General features: G+C 66.1%; 12 protein-coding genes and 3 pseudogenes. 9 read left to right on the top strand and 6 right to left on the bottom strand.

Going from position 1 to position 12814, the window contains the following annotated elements; genetic code table 11:
- Window positions 1-7: 7 nt before the first annotated feature.
- A complete protein-coding gene (locus A5767_RS07655) occupies window positions 8-1129 on the bottom strand; it encodes a hypothetical protein (RefSeq protein WP_064852025.1) in 1122 nt (373 codons plus the stop codon).
- A gap of 292 nt (window positions 1130-1421) precedes the next feature.
- On the opposite strand from A5767_RS07655, the gene A5767_RS07650 reads away from it, so the two are divergent.
- From A5767_RS07650 to A5767_RS07640, 3 genes are all read left to right on the top strand, one after another.
- On the top strand, window positions 1422-1997 hold the full coding sequence (locus A5767_RS07650) for a TerD family protein (protein WP_006550710.1): 576 nt from the start codon (window positions 1422-1424) through the stop codon (window positions 1995-1997).
- A gap of 104 nt (window positions 1998-2101) precedes the next feature.
- Window positions 2102-3208 (top strand): DUF475 domain-containing protein, encoded by a 1107-nt coding sequence (locus tag A5767_RS07645; RefSeq protein WP_006550709.1) that lies wholly within the window; start codon window positions 2102-2104, stop codon window positions 3206-3208.
- Window positions 3209-3329: 121 nt separating this feature from the next.
- Entirely contained in the window at window positions 3330-3989 is a 660-nt protein-coding gene (locus A5767_RS07640) for a TerD family protein (RefSeq protein WP_006550708.1), read from the top strand.
- Between the two features lie 155 nt (window positions 3990-4144).
- On the opposite strand, the pseudogene A5767_RS07635 reads toward A5767_RS07640, so the two are convergent.
- Window positions 4145-4282, bottom strand: a pseudogene (locus A5767_RS07635) (nitroreductase/quinone reductase family protein); the annotation flags it as partial.
- An 80-nt stretch (window positions 4283-4362) separates the two neighbouring features.
- Window positions 4363-5187 carry a helix-turn-helix transcriptional regulator gene (locus tag A5767_RS07630; RefSeq protein WP_064852024.1) on the bottom strand — a complete coding sequence of 275 codons (825 nt, stop codon included), beginning with the start codon at window positions 5185-5187 and terminating at the stop codon, window positions 4363-4365.
- A 141-nt stretch (window positions 5188-5328) separates the two neighbouring features.
- Here A5767_RS07630 and A5767_RS07625 point away from each other — a divergent pair, with 141 nt between their 5' ends.
- From A5767_RS07625 to A5767_RS07615, 3 genes are read left to right on the top strand one after another with little or no spacing between them, the layout of a single operon-like run.
- On the top strand, window positions 5329-6060 hold the full coding sequence (locus A5767_RS07625) for an Atu4866 domain-containing protein (protein WP_064852023.1): 732 nt from the start codon (window positions 5329-5331) through the stop codon (window positions 6058-6060).
- Window positions 6061-6082: 22 nt separating this feature from the next.
- Window positions 6083-7483 (top strand): amidohydrolase family protein, encoded by a 1401-nt coding sequence (locus A5767_RS07620; protein WP_064852022.1) that lies wholly within the window; start codon window positions 6083-6085, stop codon window positions 7481-7483.
- Window positions 7484-7506: 23 nt separating this feature from the next.
- Complete coding sequence (locus A5767_RS07615) at window positions 7507-7764, top strand: Atu4866 domain-containing protein (RefSeq protein ID WP_006550703.1); 258 nt, start codon at window positions 7507-7509, stop codon at window positions 7762-7764.
- A gap of 21 nt (window positions 7765-7785) precedes the next feature.
- Here the strand turns inward: A5767_RS07615 and A5767_RS07610 are convergent, their stop codons facing one another.
- On the bottom strand, window positions 7786-8577 hold the full coding sequence (locus A5767_RS07610; protein WP_064852049.1) for a nucleotidyltransferase domain-containing protein: 792 nt from the start codon (window positions 8575-8577) through the stop codon (window positions 7786-7788).
- Between the two features lie 692 nt (window positions 8578-9269).
- Between A5767_RS07610 and A5767_RS07600 the strand changes: the two genes are divergently transcribed.
- Window positions 9270-10448: a tyrosine-type recombinase/integrase gene (locus tag A5767_RS07600; RefSeq protein ID WP_033098744.1), complete on the top strand. Its 1179-nt coding sequence runs from the start codon at window positions 9270-9272 to the stop codon at window positions 10446-10448.
- Entirely contained in the window at window positions 10445-11467 is a 1023-nt protein-coding gene (locus A5767_RS07595; RefSeq protein ID WP_006553261.1) for a hypothetical protein, read from the top strand. The genes A5767_RS07600 and A5767_RS07595 overlap by 4 nt, the downstream gene beginning before the upstream one ends.
- A 130-nt stretch (window positions 11468-11597) precedes the next feature.
- Here A5767_RS07595 and A5767_RS07590 read toward each other — a convergent pair whose 3' ends face one another.
- A complete protein-coding gene (locus A5767_RS07590) occupies window positions 11598-11798 on the bottom strand; it encodes a hypothetical protein (RefSeq protein WP_006553262.1) in 201 nt (66 codons plus the stop codon).
- Between the two features lie 182 nt (window positions 11799-11980).
- Window positions 11981-12436 (bottom strand): annotated as a pseudogene (locus A5767_RS07585) (HAD-IC family P-type ATPase); the annotation flags it as partial.
- Window positions 12437-12531: 95 nt separating this feature from the next.
- On the opposite strand from A5767_RS07585, the pseudogene A5767_RS23670 reads away from it, so the two are divergent.
- Window positions 12532-12795: pseudogene (locus A5767_RS23670) on the top strand (arsenic resistance protein); the annotation flags it as partial.
- Between the last annotated feature and the right edge of the window lie 19 nt (window positions 12796-12814).

Genomic DNA, 12814 nt, shown 5'->3' with positions numbered 1-12814 from the left:
GCCCCCCTCATGCGTTCTCGGTCCGTCCTCTCATCCGATCGACCACTCCTGCGATGAAGGTAGACACCGCATCCAAATCTCTGACGTAGGCCCAGTAGTCGGGGTGCACACCGGTGAGTGCGTCGACGGCCCTGTCGATCCGGCTCAACTGCGAGTCGAGAACGGAACCCCATTCTGCGGTGAGACCGCGTTGCACGGCCAGGTGTTGTGCGTCACGGAGGCGGAACCGTACCTCGTCGACCTTGGCCCCCGGATTCTGCCGGACGGAACGCAGCGTGGCGAGTCGTGCGGTCACGGCGTCGACGAGTTCCTCGGCGCGTGACAGCTCGGCGCGGATCGCCGCGACCAGCTCGAGCGCTTCCTCGGGGCGGCCGTCCTTCGCCGCCGCCCGTGCGCGTCCGAGCTGGTCCTCGGCGCGAGCGAGCAGTTCGGCGGCCTGTTTCTCGTTCCCGGACAGGTCGGCGGAGCTGGCCGCATTGAACTCGCGCAACAGCGCGGAGAAGGCCGGGGCGAGACCTTCCGCACGGGTCCGGACCGCTCCGATCCTGGTGGTGACCGAGGCGAGGGTGCGAACGGCTTCGTCGCGGCGCCCCGGTGCTGCGGCGAGGGCGTCGAGCAGAGCAGTGGTCGCCTCTTCGACTCGGAGGGCCGCTGTGCGGGTCGCGCCCACGCTGTGCGCTGCATCGAGGCTGTTCAGAGCCTTCTCGAGCGTTTCGGTGGCGGATCGGACCGACGGATAGTTCGCAAAGGAAACAAAATCCGGGGTCTGCGTCGCGGCGAGGGTGTTGCGCGCTTCGGTACGCATCCGGTGTGCCAGCTCGGGCACCGTGTTCGCCACGGTCGTCATGTGCTCGAGGTGTCCCCGGTTGTTTCCGAAGAATTCATCAAGTGTTCGTGTTGCTTCGGTTATCTGCCGCAGTGCCTGCTCGTAGGCCGGAGCAGGTGCGAGCGGTTGTTCCGGATCCGTCACTGCCAGTTGAAGATACGTCTCACCGGCGCGATAACACGCCTGACGGATGGGATCCCACTGACGGAGCAGGTGCCGTTCGGGTTCGAGCTCGTAGGACGCGGCCACACCGGCCTCGATGACGGACTGGCGCTTGTCCATGTCGAGGAACGCCGCGACCATCGCATCGTGTGCACGACGAGCCGCGGGATCTTCCGTGTTTCCCCCGCCGAACAGGCGGCGCGTCCATCGGCTCGCCACAGAACCGAATGGTACTGGGCGCACGTCCACCGGGCCGATCCGTCACCTTTCCGCCGGTCGGAACTGTGGTTCGTGCGGGTCACGAAGTGAGGCGCGGGACCGGGCATAGTGGATATGGGCGTACCCCACGGCAACAACTAGTGTGGGGAGAAACGCACACCGGGCGTGCCCTATACCGGTACGTCGACCGTTGGAACGATCGAAAGGACCCCGCATGGGCGTCAGCTTGACCAAGGGCGGAAACGTCTCCCTCACCAAGGAAGCTCCGAACCTGACGGCAGTGGCCGTCGGCCTGGGCTGGGACGTTCGCACCACCACCGGCACCGACTTCGACCTCGATGCCAGTGCCATCGCTACCGGGGCCGACAAGAAGGTCGTCTCCGACCAGCACTTCGTCTTCTTCAACAACCTCAAGTCGCCCGACGGTGCCATCGAGCACGCCGGTGACAACCGCACGGGTGAGGGCGAAGGCGACGACGAGGTCATCAACGTCGACCTCGCCGCCACCCCGGCGAACATCGAGAGCATCTTCTTCCCGGTCTCGATCTACGATGCCGATTCCCGCAGCCAGTCGTTCGGCCAGGTCCGCAACGCTTACATCCGCGTCGTCGACCGCGCGAACGGCAACGAACTCGCTCGTTACGACCTGTCCGAGGACGCCTCGACCGAGACCGCCATGGTCTTCGGCGAGCTGTACCGCAACGGTGCGGAGTGGAAGTTCCGCGCCATCGGCCAGGGCTACGCGTCCGGTCTCGCGGGTATCGCCCGCGACTACGGCGTCAACGTCTAGTTCGTTTCTTCCGGGTTCCGGCTTCGGTCGCAGTACCGAAGCCGGAGCCGACGTGCAGTAACCACCCTGCAACGCCCTGATTCCGATTAGAAAGGCCACGCTTCGTGGTTCTGCGAATATTCGGTGCATCCTTCGCGGTCACCGTCGTCTCCCTCGTGGTCGCCTTCCTCTACGGCGGCCCGCAGGCTCTGTTCCTCTGCGTGATCCTCGGCATCCTCGAGGTCTCGCTGTCGTTCGACAACGCGGTCATCAACGCGACCGTGCTGCGGCGGATGAGCGAGTTCTGGCAGAAGATCTTCCTCACCGTCGGCATCCTCATCGCCGTCTTCGGTATGCGTCTGGTGTTCCCCCTCGCGATCGTGTGGGTGGCGTCCGGACTCGGCCCCATCGCGGCCCTCGACCTCGCGTTGAATCCGCCGCCGGACGGAGCCGCCTACTTCCCGGACGGCAGCCCCAGCTACGAGACCCTGATCACCGATGCGCATCCGCAGATCGCGGCGTTCGGCGGCATGTTCCTGCTGATGCTCTTCCTGCACTTCATCCTCGAAGATCGCGAGATCAAGTGGCTCGAATGGCTCGAGCGTCCCCTCGCGAAGGCCGGCAAGCTCGAGCAGCTCGAGGTCGTCGTCGCCACCGCGCTGCTGCTCATCACGGCCACCGTGATCGCACCCGAGGACAAGGTCTCGACCGTCATGATCGCCGGCGCGCTCGGCATGATCACCTACATCGCGGTCAACGGACTCGGCGAGATGTTCCACATCCCCGAGGAAGGCGAAGAGCCCAGCGGCGGACCGAGCGGCCTCGCGAAGGCCACCGGTAAGGCCGGCTTCTTCCTGTTCCTCTACCTCGAGGTGCTCGACGCGTCGTTCTCGTTCGACGGTGTCATCGGAGCCTTCGCCATCACGTCCGACCCGATCATCATCGCCCTGGGCCTCGGCTTCATCGGCGCGATGTTCGTCCGCTCGATCACCATCTTCCTGGTGCGCAAGGGCACGCTGTCCGACTACGTGTACCTCGAGCACGGTGCTCACTGGGCCATCGGTGCGCTGGCACTGATCCTGCTGTACTCGATCGGCACCCACGTGCCGGAGGTCGTCACCGGCCTCGTCGGTGTCGCCCTGATCGGTGCGGCATTCGCCTCGAGCATCTACCGCAACCGCAAGATCGCGGCGAGAGAAGGCGAAGATGCTGTGAAGACCAGCATCCCCTGATCCTCGACAGTTCGAACCACATGCCGATGGGAGCCCTCGATCCGACATCTCGGATCGGGGGCTCCCATCGCTTTTCCGTACCCCGTGCGCATCCGCGCAGCACTCCGACGAAAGGCTCGACATGGCCATCGACTACAACAAGAAGCCCGAACAGAACGCCGGCGGCGTCAACCTGAGCAAGATCAACCTCACCAAGGAATCCCCGACCGTGAGCCTGTCGAAGGCCGGGTCCGGGCAGGGCGTCACGCGGGTGAACCTCAACTGGTCGCGCGGTGAGCAGAAGAAGGGCTTCCTCGCGAAGCTCACGGGCGCGAGCGGCGGCGTGGACCTCGACCTCGGCTGCCTGTTCGAACTCGCCGATGGTTCCAAGGGAGTCATCCAGGCGCTCGGGAACAGCTTCGGCGCGCTGAACACCCCGCCGTACATCCACCTCGACGGCGACGACCGCACCGGCTCGAACACCGGTGGCGAGAACATGCACGTCAACCTCGAGCGCCCCGAACTGTTCAAGCGTGTGCTGATCTTCGCGATGATCTACGAAGGAGCGCCGAACTGGGCTGCAGTGGACGGCGTCGTGACGCTGACCCCGCCGTCGGGTCCGCAGATCGAGGTGCGCCTGGACTCGCCGAACAACGGCGCGCGCATCTGCGCGATCGCGATGCTGCAGAACACCGGGCAGGGCATCACCGTCGAGCGTCTCGTGCAGTACATCGACGGCAGCCAGTCCGACCTCGACCGCGCGTTCGGGTGGGGCATGCAGTGGCAGGCGGGGCGTAAGTAGCCCCTAGTGCGAACTTCTTTCCGGCCTGGTGGCCGGTCACGGGAGATCCCGCCGACGCATGTCGGCGGGATCTCGGGGGTTCCAGGGGTGCAAGCAGGTCAGCGTCGTCGGAGAGCGAGGACCGGAATGGTGCGTTTCCCGCGCGTCTTCTCCTCGACCTCTGCTCGACCGGTCTTGCGGCCACGGTGATGCACGAGCGCCATGGGCGCACCCTCGAAGTTGCCGCCGACCCGGCCTCCGTTGGCCCGGAACTCGGCGATCACCTGCGCATTCCAGTCGTCGGACGAACTCATGGGAGAAATCCTCCTGGCTACTGCAGTCGGCTACGAACCACCGTAATCATGTAGAGGACCACGGGGTCCGGAACGAGGAATCACGAGCGGTCGGTGGTCGCCGCCAAGGATCCCAATAGCCGAAGTTTGTCGTCACTGGGCGAGCCGGCAGAGGCCCGGTACACGATCAACTGATGTCCAGGTGCGCTGCGAACGTCGAATGCGTTGTATTCGAGGACGAGATCGCCGACGGCAGGATGCCGGAACTCCTTGGCCTCGTGTGTTTTGCCCCGCACATCGTGCCGATTCCACAGTTCGCGGAACTCCGCGCTCGCATCGTGCACCTCGAGAACGAGGGCACGAACGTCGTCGACCGAGCCGGTGTGGCCCAGAGCGAGCCGGAGATTCGCGACGCACGACGTCGTGGCGCGCTCCCAATCGGTGAAGAAGCGGCGCCCGAAGGGATCGAGGAAGGTCATGCGCACGAGATTGTCGATGCGCTCGAAGCCGCTGTAGAGCGCACCGGCGAGCTCGTTGTACGCGAGAACATCCAACCGGCGGTCGATGATGAGCGCGGGTGTGTGCGACCAGGATGAGAGAAGCTCCCGCAGTGAATCGTCCACGGTCTTCCGCACCGCAGTGGGCGGTGTCGGAGCCAGTCCGGCGAGACGGAACAGGTGCTCGCGCAGGTCGGTGTCGAGAGCCAGTGCGCCGGCGAGGGCGTTGAGAACCGCCGGAGACGGGTTCCGTTCGCGACCCTGTTCGAGTCGCGTGTAGTAGTCGACGCTGACACCGGCGAGCATGGCAACTTCCTCGCGACGCAGACCGGAGACCCGCCGCCCCGACTGCGCCGTGATGCCGACATCCGACGGCTGCACGTGCCCGCGTCGCGCCTTGAGGAAGGTTCCGAGTTCGGTGGAGGACATGAGACGACGCTAGCTCCCCGGATGCGGTACAGACAGGCCCTGGTGCACCCAGGCACACACCGGCCTGTTCCGGCCGCCCATCCGCCCCGACAGTGGAACTCGCCGGATCTCCCGGCACCCCGATCCTCATCTGGAGTACACATGACCATCCCCTTCACTCCCGAATTGTTCGAACTCATCCGCGAGAACGCCGGCGGGCATCGTCCGCTCCTGTTCGGCAATGCCCGGATCATCACCGGCGACTCCCTGATCGGCGATTTCGACCGCGGCGACGTCCTGCTCGGTGGCTCTCGTGTGGTCGGTATCGGCCCCGGCCTGTTGACCGCTGCCGACGACGACGGTGCCATCGTCATCGATTGCGCCGGGTACGTCATCGTGCCCGCAATCGTCGACGTCATGCGGCTCCGTGGATTGCGTCCGACTTCCTTCCGGTCACCATCCGCGCTTGCACCCGGCAATCCGGCAACCTTCGCGATCCTGCCCGTTTCTCGCGACGACTCGGAAACAGATGTGCTGCAACGATTCATCGATTATGCCGACGCCGCGCACACGGTCGTCGTCGACGGTGAGATCGCCCTCTGGGGCGGTCGATCGGTCCACGCCGACGACCCGACGGAGACCCCGACCGCCACGGACGTGGCATCGGACCGTCATCTCGGAACTTGGATCGACGAAACGGATTTCGTGCACCAGCACCTGACCGCGGACGGTCGCTACGACGAGACCCGCGGTGGACGCCCGCATGCATATCAGGGCTCCTATCGGATCACCGGCGACCGCATCGACTACCGCGACGACCTCGGATTCTGGGCCTTCGGCGAATTCGTCGACGGCACCCTGCAGCACGCCGGTTACACCTTCCGCCGCGCCTGACACTCATCGGAAAGCCACCACAATGAAGACAACTCTCGCCGATTTCACCGCGGCCCACGACAGCGACCGTCCGATCCTGCTGACCGGTGGCGCCGTCGTCACCATGGACCCCTCGATCCCGGACCTCGATGCCGGCGACGTCCTGCTCGTCGGCCCGCAGATCATCGCGATCGGCGCCGACCTACGCTCCGATCCCGGGCACGGTGCCGCAGCAGCCTCGGCACTCGTGGTCGACACCCGCGGTGCGATCGTCGGCCCCGGTTTCGTCGACACCCACCGTCACGCCTGGGAAGCGCAACTGCGCCGGAGCATTCCCGACGTTTCCGACCTCGGCGAATATGTCATGTCGACCCTGGCCGGCGTCGCCCCGAACTACGCACCGGAGGACATGTACATCGGTACCCGTCTCGCCGCGCTGACCGCGCTCGACTCGGGCATCACCACCATGCTCGACTTCTCGCACAACTCCCGCACTTCCGCGCACTCCGATGCTGCACTGAATGCGCTCATCGACACCGGAATTCGGGGCGTGCATGCCTCGATGGGTCCTCACTTCGGTGAGTGGGATCGTCAATGGCCCAAGGATATGAACCGGTTGGTGAGCGACTTCCACGGCGCCGCAGACGGTCTCGTCACGGTGCGGCTGGCCGCCCTGGCGACCGACGAGATCGCCGGACCTGCGATCGCCTACGGGCCCGAACTCGCTGCTTTCGCACGTGATCTCGGTGTGTGGACGAGCATCGACGCGGTTTTCGGGATACCGTCGTCGGAGGCGATCCTGCGCTGGGCACGGATGGGGATCCTCGATCCGACCCTCACCTTGATCCATGCGACCGGCCTGACCCCCGAGGCGTGGACGGCGATGGGGGATGCCGGTGTCACGGTTTCCCTCGCCCCGACCTCCGACGCCCAGATCGGCCTCGAATCGGCGGTGCCCGCTGTGGACGAGGCTCTCGCCGTCGGGATCCGGCCGGGTCTGAGCATCGACGTGGAGGTCGCGCTCGCGAGCGACATGTTCACCCAGATGCGGACCCTGCATGCCATCCAACGCATGCGCGCCACCAATGCTGCATACGGAACGGAGGAGACCCGCAACCGGATCACCACCCGCGACGTCCTCGACTTCGCCACCCTGCAAGGCGCGCATGCCAACGCGCTCGGGCACGTCACCGGTTCGCTGACACCGGGCAAGGAGGCCGACCTGCTCATCGTCCGCGCCGACGACATCAACAACATGCCGCTCAACGACGCCGTCGGCACCCTCGTGCTCGGCTCCGACGCACGCAACATCGACACCGTCCTCGTCGCCGGCAACCCGCGCAAGTGGGCGGGTTCGCTGGTCGGCGAGGACATCGACGCCCTGCGCGAGGCCGTGATCCGTTCCCGCAACGCCATCATCGGGCGGGTGGCGGCGACACTGTGACGACCTCCAGGGAAGTGAAGGACATGAAACAAGCCGGGCACCCGTTCGTCGGACTGTGGGTGACCGCCGACGGTAACATTCGCCAGCGTCTCCTGCCGGAGGGGCGATACGTCGAGGCCCGCGGCAGCCGGGAAGCTGCCTACACCGGTGACTACCGGATCGAAGGAACGATGATCTACTACCGTGACGACACCGGCTTTTCCGCCGACGGTGAGTTCCGCGACGACGTGCTGTACCACGCGGGAATGGTCATGTATCGGCACCTGAGAGCGCGGCAATAGGAGTGCCGATCCGGACGATGGTCATGCGGGCCGTTCGGTCGCAGCCAGGAGCTCGTGCAGCACGCCTTCCTGGAAAGTCCGTGCTTGCCGACCTGAAGGCGGAAGCTCACCGGAGCGTGCTGCGATGGACTGTTCGATCGCCTCGACCGGCTGGTAGCCGGTCCCGAGTAACCGTCGGCCGGCGTCGATTTTGGACAGCCACTTCCCGTAGCGATGTCGAACCAGCGCGCGACAGGCTCCGAGGACCGCGTCGTCGGCTCCGGGTGCGGGCCGGTCATCGGCTGGGCCGGGCAGCGCCATCCACCAGCGCAGCGAGTCGACCAATAGGCTCTGTAGTTCCTCCGGTGCCAGCTCGGCGAATGTCTCCGGGGCCGGCGGTCCCGCCAACACCCGGCCGCTCTGGTGCAGGATGCTGCGGTCCAGTCCGTACCAGAACGTCCCGTCGGCTGCCGGGCGGTCTGTGGGCTGAAGTGTCTGCCGGAAGGTCATGTCCGGCCCGTCGTTCAACTCGAGCTCGAAGCCCGGTTCTCCGGTGCCCGACTGCGCCGTAGCCATGGTGTAGACCACCAGTTCCAGACCTCGGGCCGGACATGGCAGGGCGCTGTGCCGCAGCCGAGCGATCAACTCCCGCTTCATCGTTTCGCTCAGGGGGTCGCGGCAGAGCAGGGCGATGTCGATGTCGCTGCGGCCGGGATGGAAGGCGTTCAGGGCGAGCGACCCGGCCGCGTACGCCCCGACGAACTCCGCACCGAGCACCTCCCGGGCAGTGTCCACGACGGCTTCGAGGTATGGCTCTACATCGATATTCGGCACCACCCCATCATGCGCGGCACACCGTGCCGTGCACACGATGCATGCCTCTACGTAGTGAGGCGCACGATGCAGGCCACCCAAGTATGGTCACTGAGCTTTCCGGTCTCCTCCGTGATGGCCCACGTCCGCAGACCTGTGCAGGCCAGGTCGGAAGCGATGTGATCGATCCACGGCCCGTGCTCGACCTCACCACCGGTATGCAGACTCCATCGGCTCATTACCGCCATGGATCGTGGATTACCCCGGTAACCGTGGTTCGTGTCGACAGGCCGCGCGAGCATGCCACCGAAGCGCCTCGATCCGCAACCGAGAGGCGACCAAATTACTGGTTGACACAACAAGTTCTTGGTATCTGGCACAGTACATCGACAGTCTGATCTCGGTCGCACGTTTTGGTATGGAATGACAGGGCACGTGTGCCGAAAACTATTGTGGGAAAATCGGTTTAATCATAAGGCTATGACTTGGTGTATCTGATGTGGCCCGATCGGTTCGGATGGGGCTGAAGAGTTGAGACGCTCTACTTCCGGAGGGAAGGACTGGGTCGGGGATGAGCGCTGGAGTTTGGCTGCTTATGTCAAACACGTGTGGTGGTGCGCTAATTGCCATTAGCGCACCATCGCCCCCGAAACACCTGTTGAGCGCCTTTTCCTGCTCGAGAGCGTCGGTGCGGGACGGTAGGCTCCTGTTTCGTGCCCGATGACCTGATCAGCCACCGTCCGGACGACGTTTCCGTGCCTGTGCCGACCGAGTCGGCCCCAGCTGCGCCGTCGGTGCCGGTGTTGCCGACCGAGACCCTCGTGCAGGTGGCCGGGACAGCGGGGCGGTCGCGGTCGGAGTCGACCCGCCGCAACTACGCCGCCGACTGGCAACGCTTCACCGCCTGGTGCCAGCGCGAAGGACACGCCCCGCTGCCGGCGCATCCGCTCACCGTCGCCGCCTACCTCCACGACGCGGCATCGACGGTGTCGGAGGTGGGGGAGCGGGCCTACTCACCCTCGACGTTGGCCCGCTGGGTCGCCGGGATCGGCTTCCACCACCGCCGCGCCGGCCACCCCGCCCCCGGAGCGGACGAGCTGGTCACCGCGACCCTGTCCGGGATCCGCCGGGACTATGCGGCGGCGGGGGAGCGGCCCCGCACCCCGCGGGCGCCGTTGCTCACCGCCGACATCGTCACCATCGTCGAGAAGATGCGCGCCGATACCGGCAGTTGGGCCGCGGAGGTCCTCGAACGCCGCGACTCCGCCATCTTCTTGGTGGGCTTCGCCGGGGCGTTTCGCCGCAGCGAACTCGTCGCGCTCACCTGTAGCGACGTGTCGCTGCACCGGCTCGACGGGCTGCACATCAAACTCCGGAAATCGAAGACCGATCAGGAAGGGCGGGGGAGTATCCGGGCCCTGCCGTTCACGCACAGCCACGTCAGTTGCCCGCCGTGTGCGTGGATGCGGTGGGCGCAGGTCGTCGCCGCCTTCGACACCGGGGGCCGCCCCGCCGTCATCCGGCTGCTCCGCACCGCCGAACCCTTCGAGGCGCACGTCTGCCGGGGATCGCGACCACGCATGGCGCCGTCCTCGCCGTGGTTGCGGGCGATCCGCAAGCACGGCAACCTCTCCGACACTGTCCTGTCGGGGGCGGCGGTACACAAAGCGATCCGGCGCCGCGCCGAACAGGCCGGCTACGACCCCGACATCGTCAAACAGCTCGGTGGTCATTCGTTGCGGGCCGGATTCGTCACCCAGGCCTTCCGCAACGGCGCCTCCGCGCACGCGATCATGCGCCAGACCGGTCACACCACCCCCGCCATGCTCGAGACCTACGCCCGCGAACACGCACCACTCATCGGCAACGCCGTCACCAATCTCGGCCTGTGACCGTGAGCGCCAGCGCCGGACGAGAGTTCTTCCGCAGCACCGATGTTCACGATGCCGACCTCGACCTGCGGATCCCCGCCCGCTACCGCCATGACTGGGCCCTGTTCACCGACTGGTGCACCGCCGCCGACCACCATCCCATCCCCGCCGCACCCGAATCCCTGGCGTTGTTCCTGCACGAGCACCCGGCCGTGGTCGCGACGCAGCGGCGCCGCTTGTCGGCGATCAACGCCGTCCACACCGGGCACGGCTATCCCGCCCCGGGGCGGACCGAGATGGTGCGCCGGCACCTCGACACCACTCGTGCTTCGCGTCTCGACCGGCTCGGGCGCCTTCTGGTGCAGCGGGCGGCCGAACTACCTGTCGAGGGATGGCCGAGCGGACTGTTCGGCCGCCGCGACGCGCTCCTGCTGGTCCTCGCCGCCACCGGCATGACCTTCACCGACCTCACCCGGCTGCGCCGCCGCGACCTCCGCCTCGACGGCAACACCCTCGTGGTTACCACCCGGACCGGCGAAAGATTCCGTCTCCCACCGGATTCCGAGACCGGGGACAACCCCGCGGTCGCGATCTACCAGCGGTGGGCGCAGATCCAGGCGTTCCTCGACCAGTATCCCGGCACCCATCTGCTGCGCCATCACCTCACCGACCCGAGCGAGATCATCACCGATCCGCTCGATGCGGAACAGGCTCGGCAACCGCTGTTGTGTCCGATCGACCGCTGGGGACACCTCCCACACGCGCAGCCGATGACCCCGCAATCGGTGTCGGCGCTGACCCGGGCGCACCTGTCCGGCCGGGCCCCGGTACGGAAGGTGTTGCCCGTTCCCCCGCAAGACGATGTCGACGCTTGGGTCGAGCCTGAGATCGACCTCGACGCCGGCTACTACGACCGCGGTACCACCGCCCGCCGCCGCGATCACCAGACCCTCGAAGACCTCACCGACGTCTTCGACGAGATCGAAGCCCGCACCGATGCGCTCCTCGAGGACCTGATGGGGGTGCTTGAGGGACTGTGAAGGGAGTCTGATGGAGTCGCCCGCTGGACGTGCACGCATGCCGTGCATTCATGCAGTTGTCGTCGGTCTTGATTCTCTCCGACGCATCCCACAGGAGTGCGCCAGAGCCACAGTTAACGAGCGCCGTCGATCAGGACAAGGCAGAACCGGATCCCGCCGAGCCGGTCGCCACGCCCGCCAACCACAGTGCAATGCACTCCGGCGTAAAGCGCTCCCACTTGCACAAGTTGAGGGCAGGCACGGGTGGGGCGGTGTCCGCAGCAGCGGTACCCATCGAACCCGCTCCGAGCGCGGCGGTCACAGCGGTCACGACGACGAACTTGCGCAGCATCAGGTGCCTTCCATAGACGTACATTCTGTGACATCGGAGATGGAGCACTTCGTTACCACAGTATCGATGCGGTCACCGAGGGAAAACCGATGCCATGCTCTTCGAAATCGGTGACCACCTGAAGCAGATGAGACAGGTGAGCGTCGAAGGTGGATTCGGCCAGATGACTAACGGTGGCGAGGTCACACGTGCGCAGCGGAACTGTGTCGGTCTGTGCGGACAGCACGGCGCCATTCGGTCTCTCGCAGCAATCGCAGTCCGTTGAGACCGACGAGGATGGTGGAGCCTTCATGACCCGCCACTCCCAGCGGCAGCGGCAGCGTGCCGACAAGGTCCCAGGTCACCAGGACCACGATGACCGAGGCGGCGATGACGAGGTTGGCGATGACCAGGCGTCGAGCCCTCCGGGCCAGGTGGATCACCGCAGGGATGGCGGTGAGGTCGTCACGGACGACGACCGCGTCGGCGGTCTGCAAGGTCAGATCCGATCCCGCGCCACCCATGGCGATACCGACATGCGCAGCGGCCAGCGCGGGAGCGTCGTTGATGCCGTCTCCGACGACGACCACTTTCGCTCCGTCGGCCTGCAGCGCGCGTACGGCGGCGACCTTGCCGTCGGGCAGCAGCCCGGCCTGCAGGCGCAGCGGCTCAGCGATCAGATCGGCGACCTCGGAATAGGTCTAGCTGCCGAAGAGCGTGTCGAACTGGCGAGTGCTGCCTCTGTCGACCGGCTGGGCCGTGGACGCTGTACGGGTTGCTGTTCACGATCGTGCTCCTATTCGCGCTCCAGGGCGAACAGATCACGTCGCAGCCATGGGACGTCGTGCGCATCGCTCTGCCTCTGCTCACCTATTTTGTCCTCATGTGGGGCGGCGGGTTCCTGTTCGGCGCCGCGATCGGTCTGGGCTACGAGCGCACCACCACCCTGGCGTTCACCGCCGCGGGCAACAACTTCGAACTGGCCATCGCAGCCTCGGCGACAGTGACCGTAGGATCGAAGGAGCTGCAGCGTGCGC

Source organism: Rhodococcus sp. 852002-51564_SCH6189132-a, assembly GCF_001665495.1.
Lineage (GTDB): Bacteria > Actinomycetota > Actinomycetes > Mycobacteriales > Mycobacteriaceae > Rhodococcus > Rhodococcus pyridinivorans.
Note: the sequence above shows the minus strand (reverse complement) of the source record. Positions and strands in the feature narration are given on the sequence as shown.

Coding starts and splice junctions, on each gene's coding strand:
- A5767_RS07655 (WP_064852025.1), bottom strand. CDS start 1,129: ATGGTCGCGGCGTTCCTCGACATGGACAAGCGCCAGTCCGTCATCGAG.
- A5767_RS07650 (WP_006550710.1), top strand. CDS start 1,422: ATGGGCGTCAGCTTGACCAAGGGCGGAAACGTCTCCCTCACCAAGGAA.
- A5767_RS07640 (WP_006550708.1), top strand. CDS start 3,330: ATGGCCATCGACTACAACAAGAAGCCCGAACAGAACGCCGGCGGCGTC.
- A5767_RS07630 (WP_064852024.1), bottom strand. CDS start 5,187: ATGTCCTCCACCGAACTCGGAACCTTCCTCAAGGCGCGACGCGGGCAC.
- A5767_RS07625 (WP_064852023.1), top strand. CDS start 5,329: ATGACCATCCCCTTCACTCCCGAATTGTTCGAACTCATCCGCGAGAAC.
- A5767_RS07620 (WP_064852022.1), top strand. CDS start 6,083: ATGAAGACAACTCTCGCCGATTTCACCGCGGCCCACGACAGCGACCGT.
- A5767_RS07615 (WP_006550703.1), top strand. CDS start 7,507: ATGAAACAAGCCGGGCACCCGTTCGTCGGACTGTGGGTGACCGCCGAC.
- A5767_RS07590 (WP_006553262.1), bottom strand. CDS start 11,798: ATGCTGCGCAAGTTCGTCGTCGTGACCGCTGTGACCGCCGCGCTCGGA.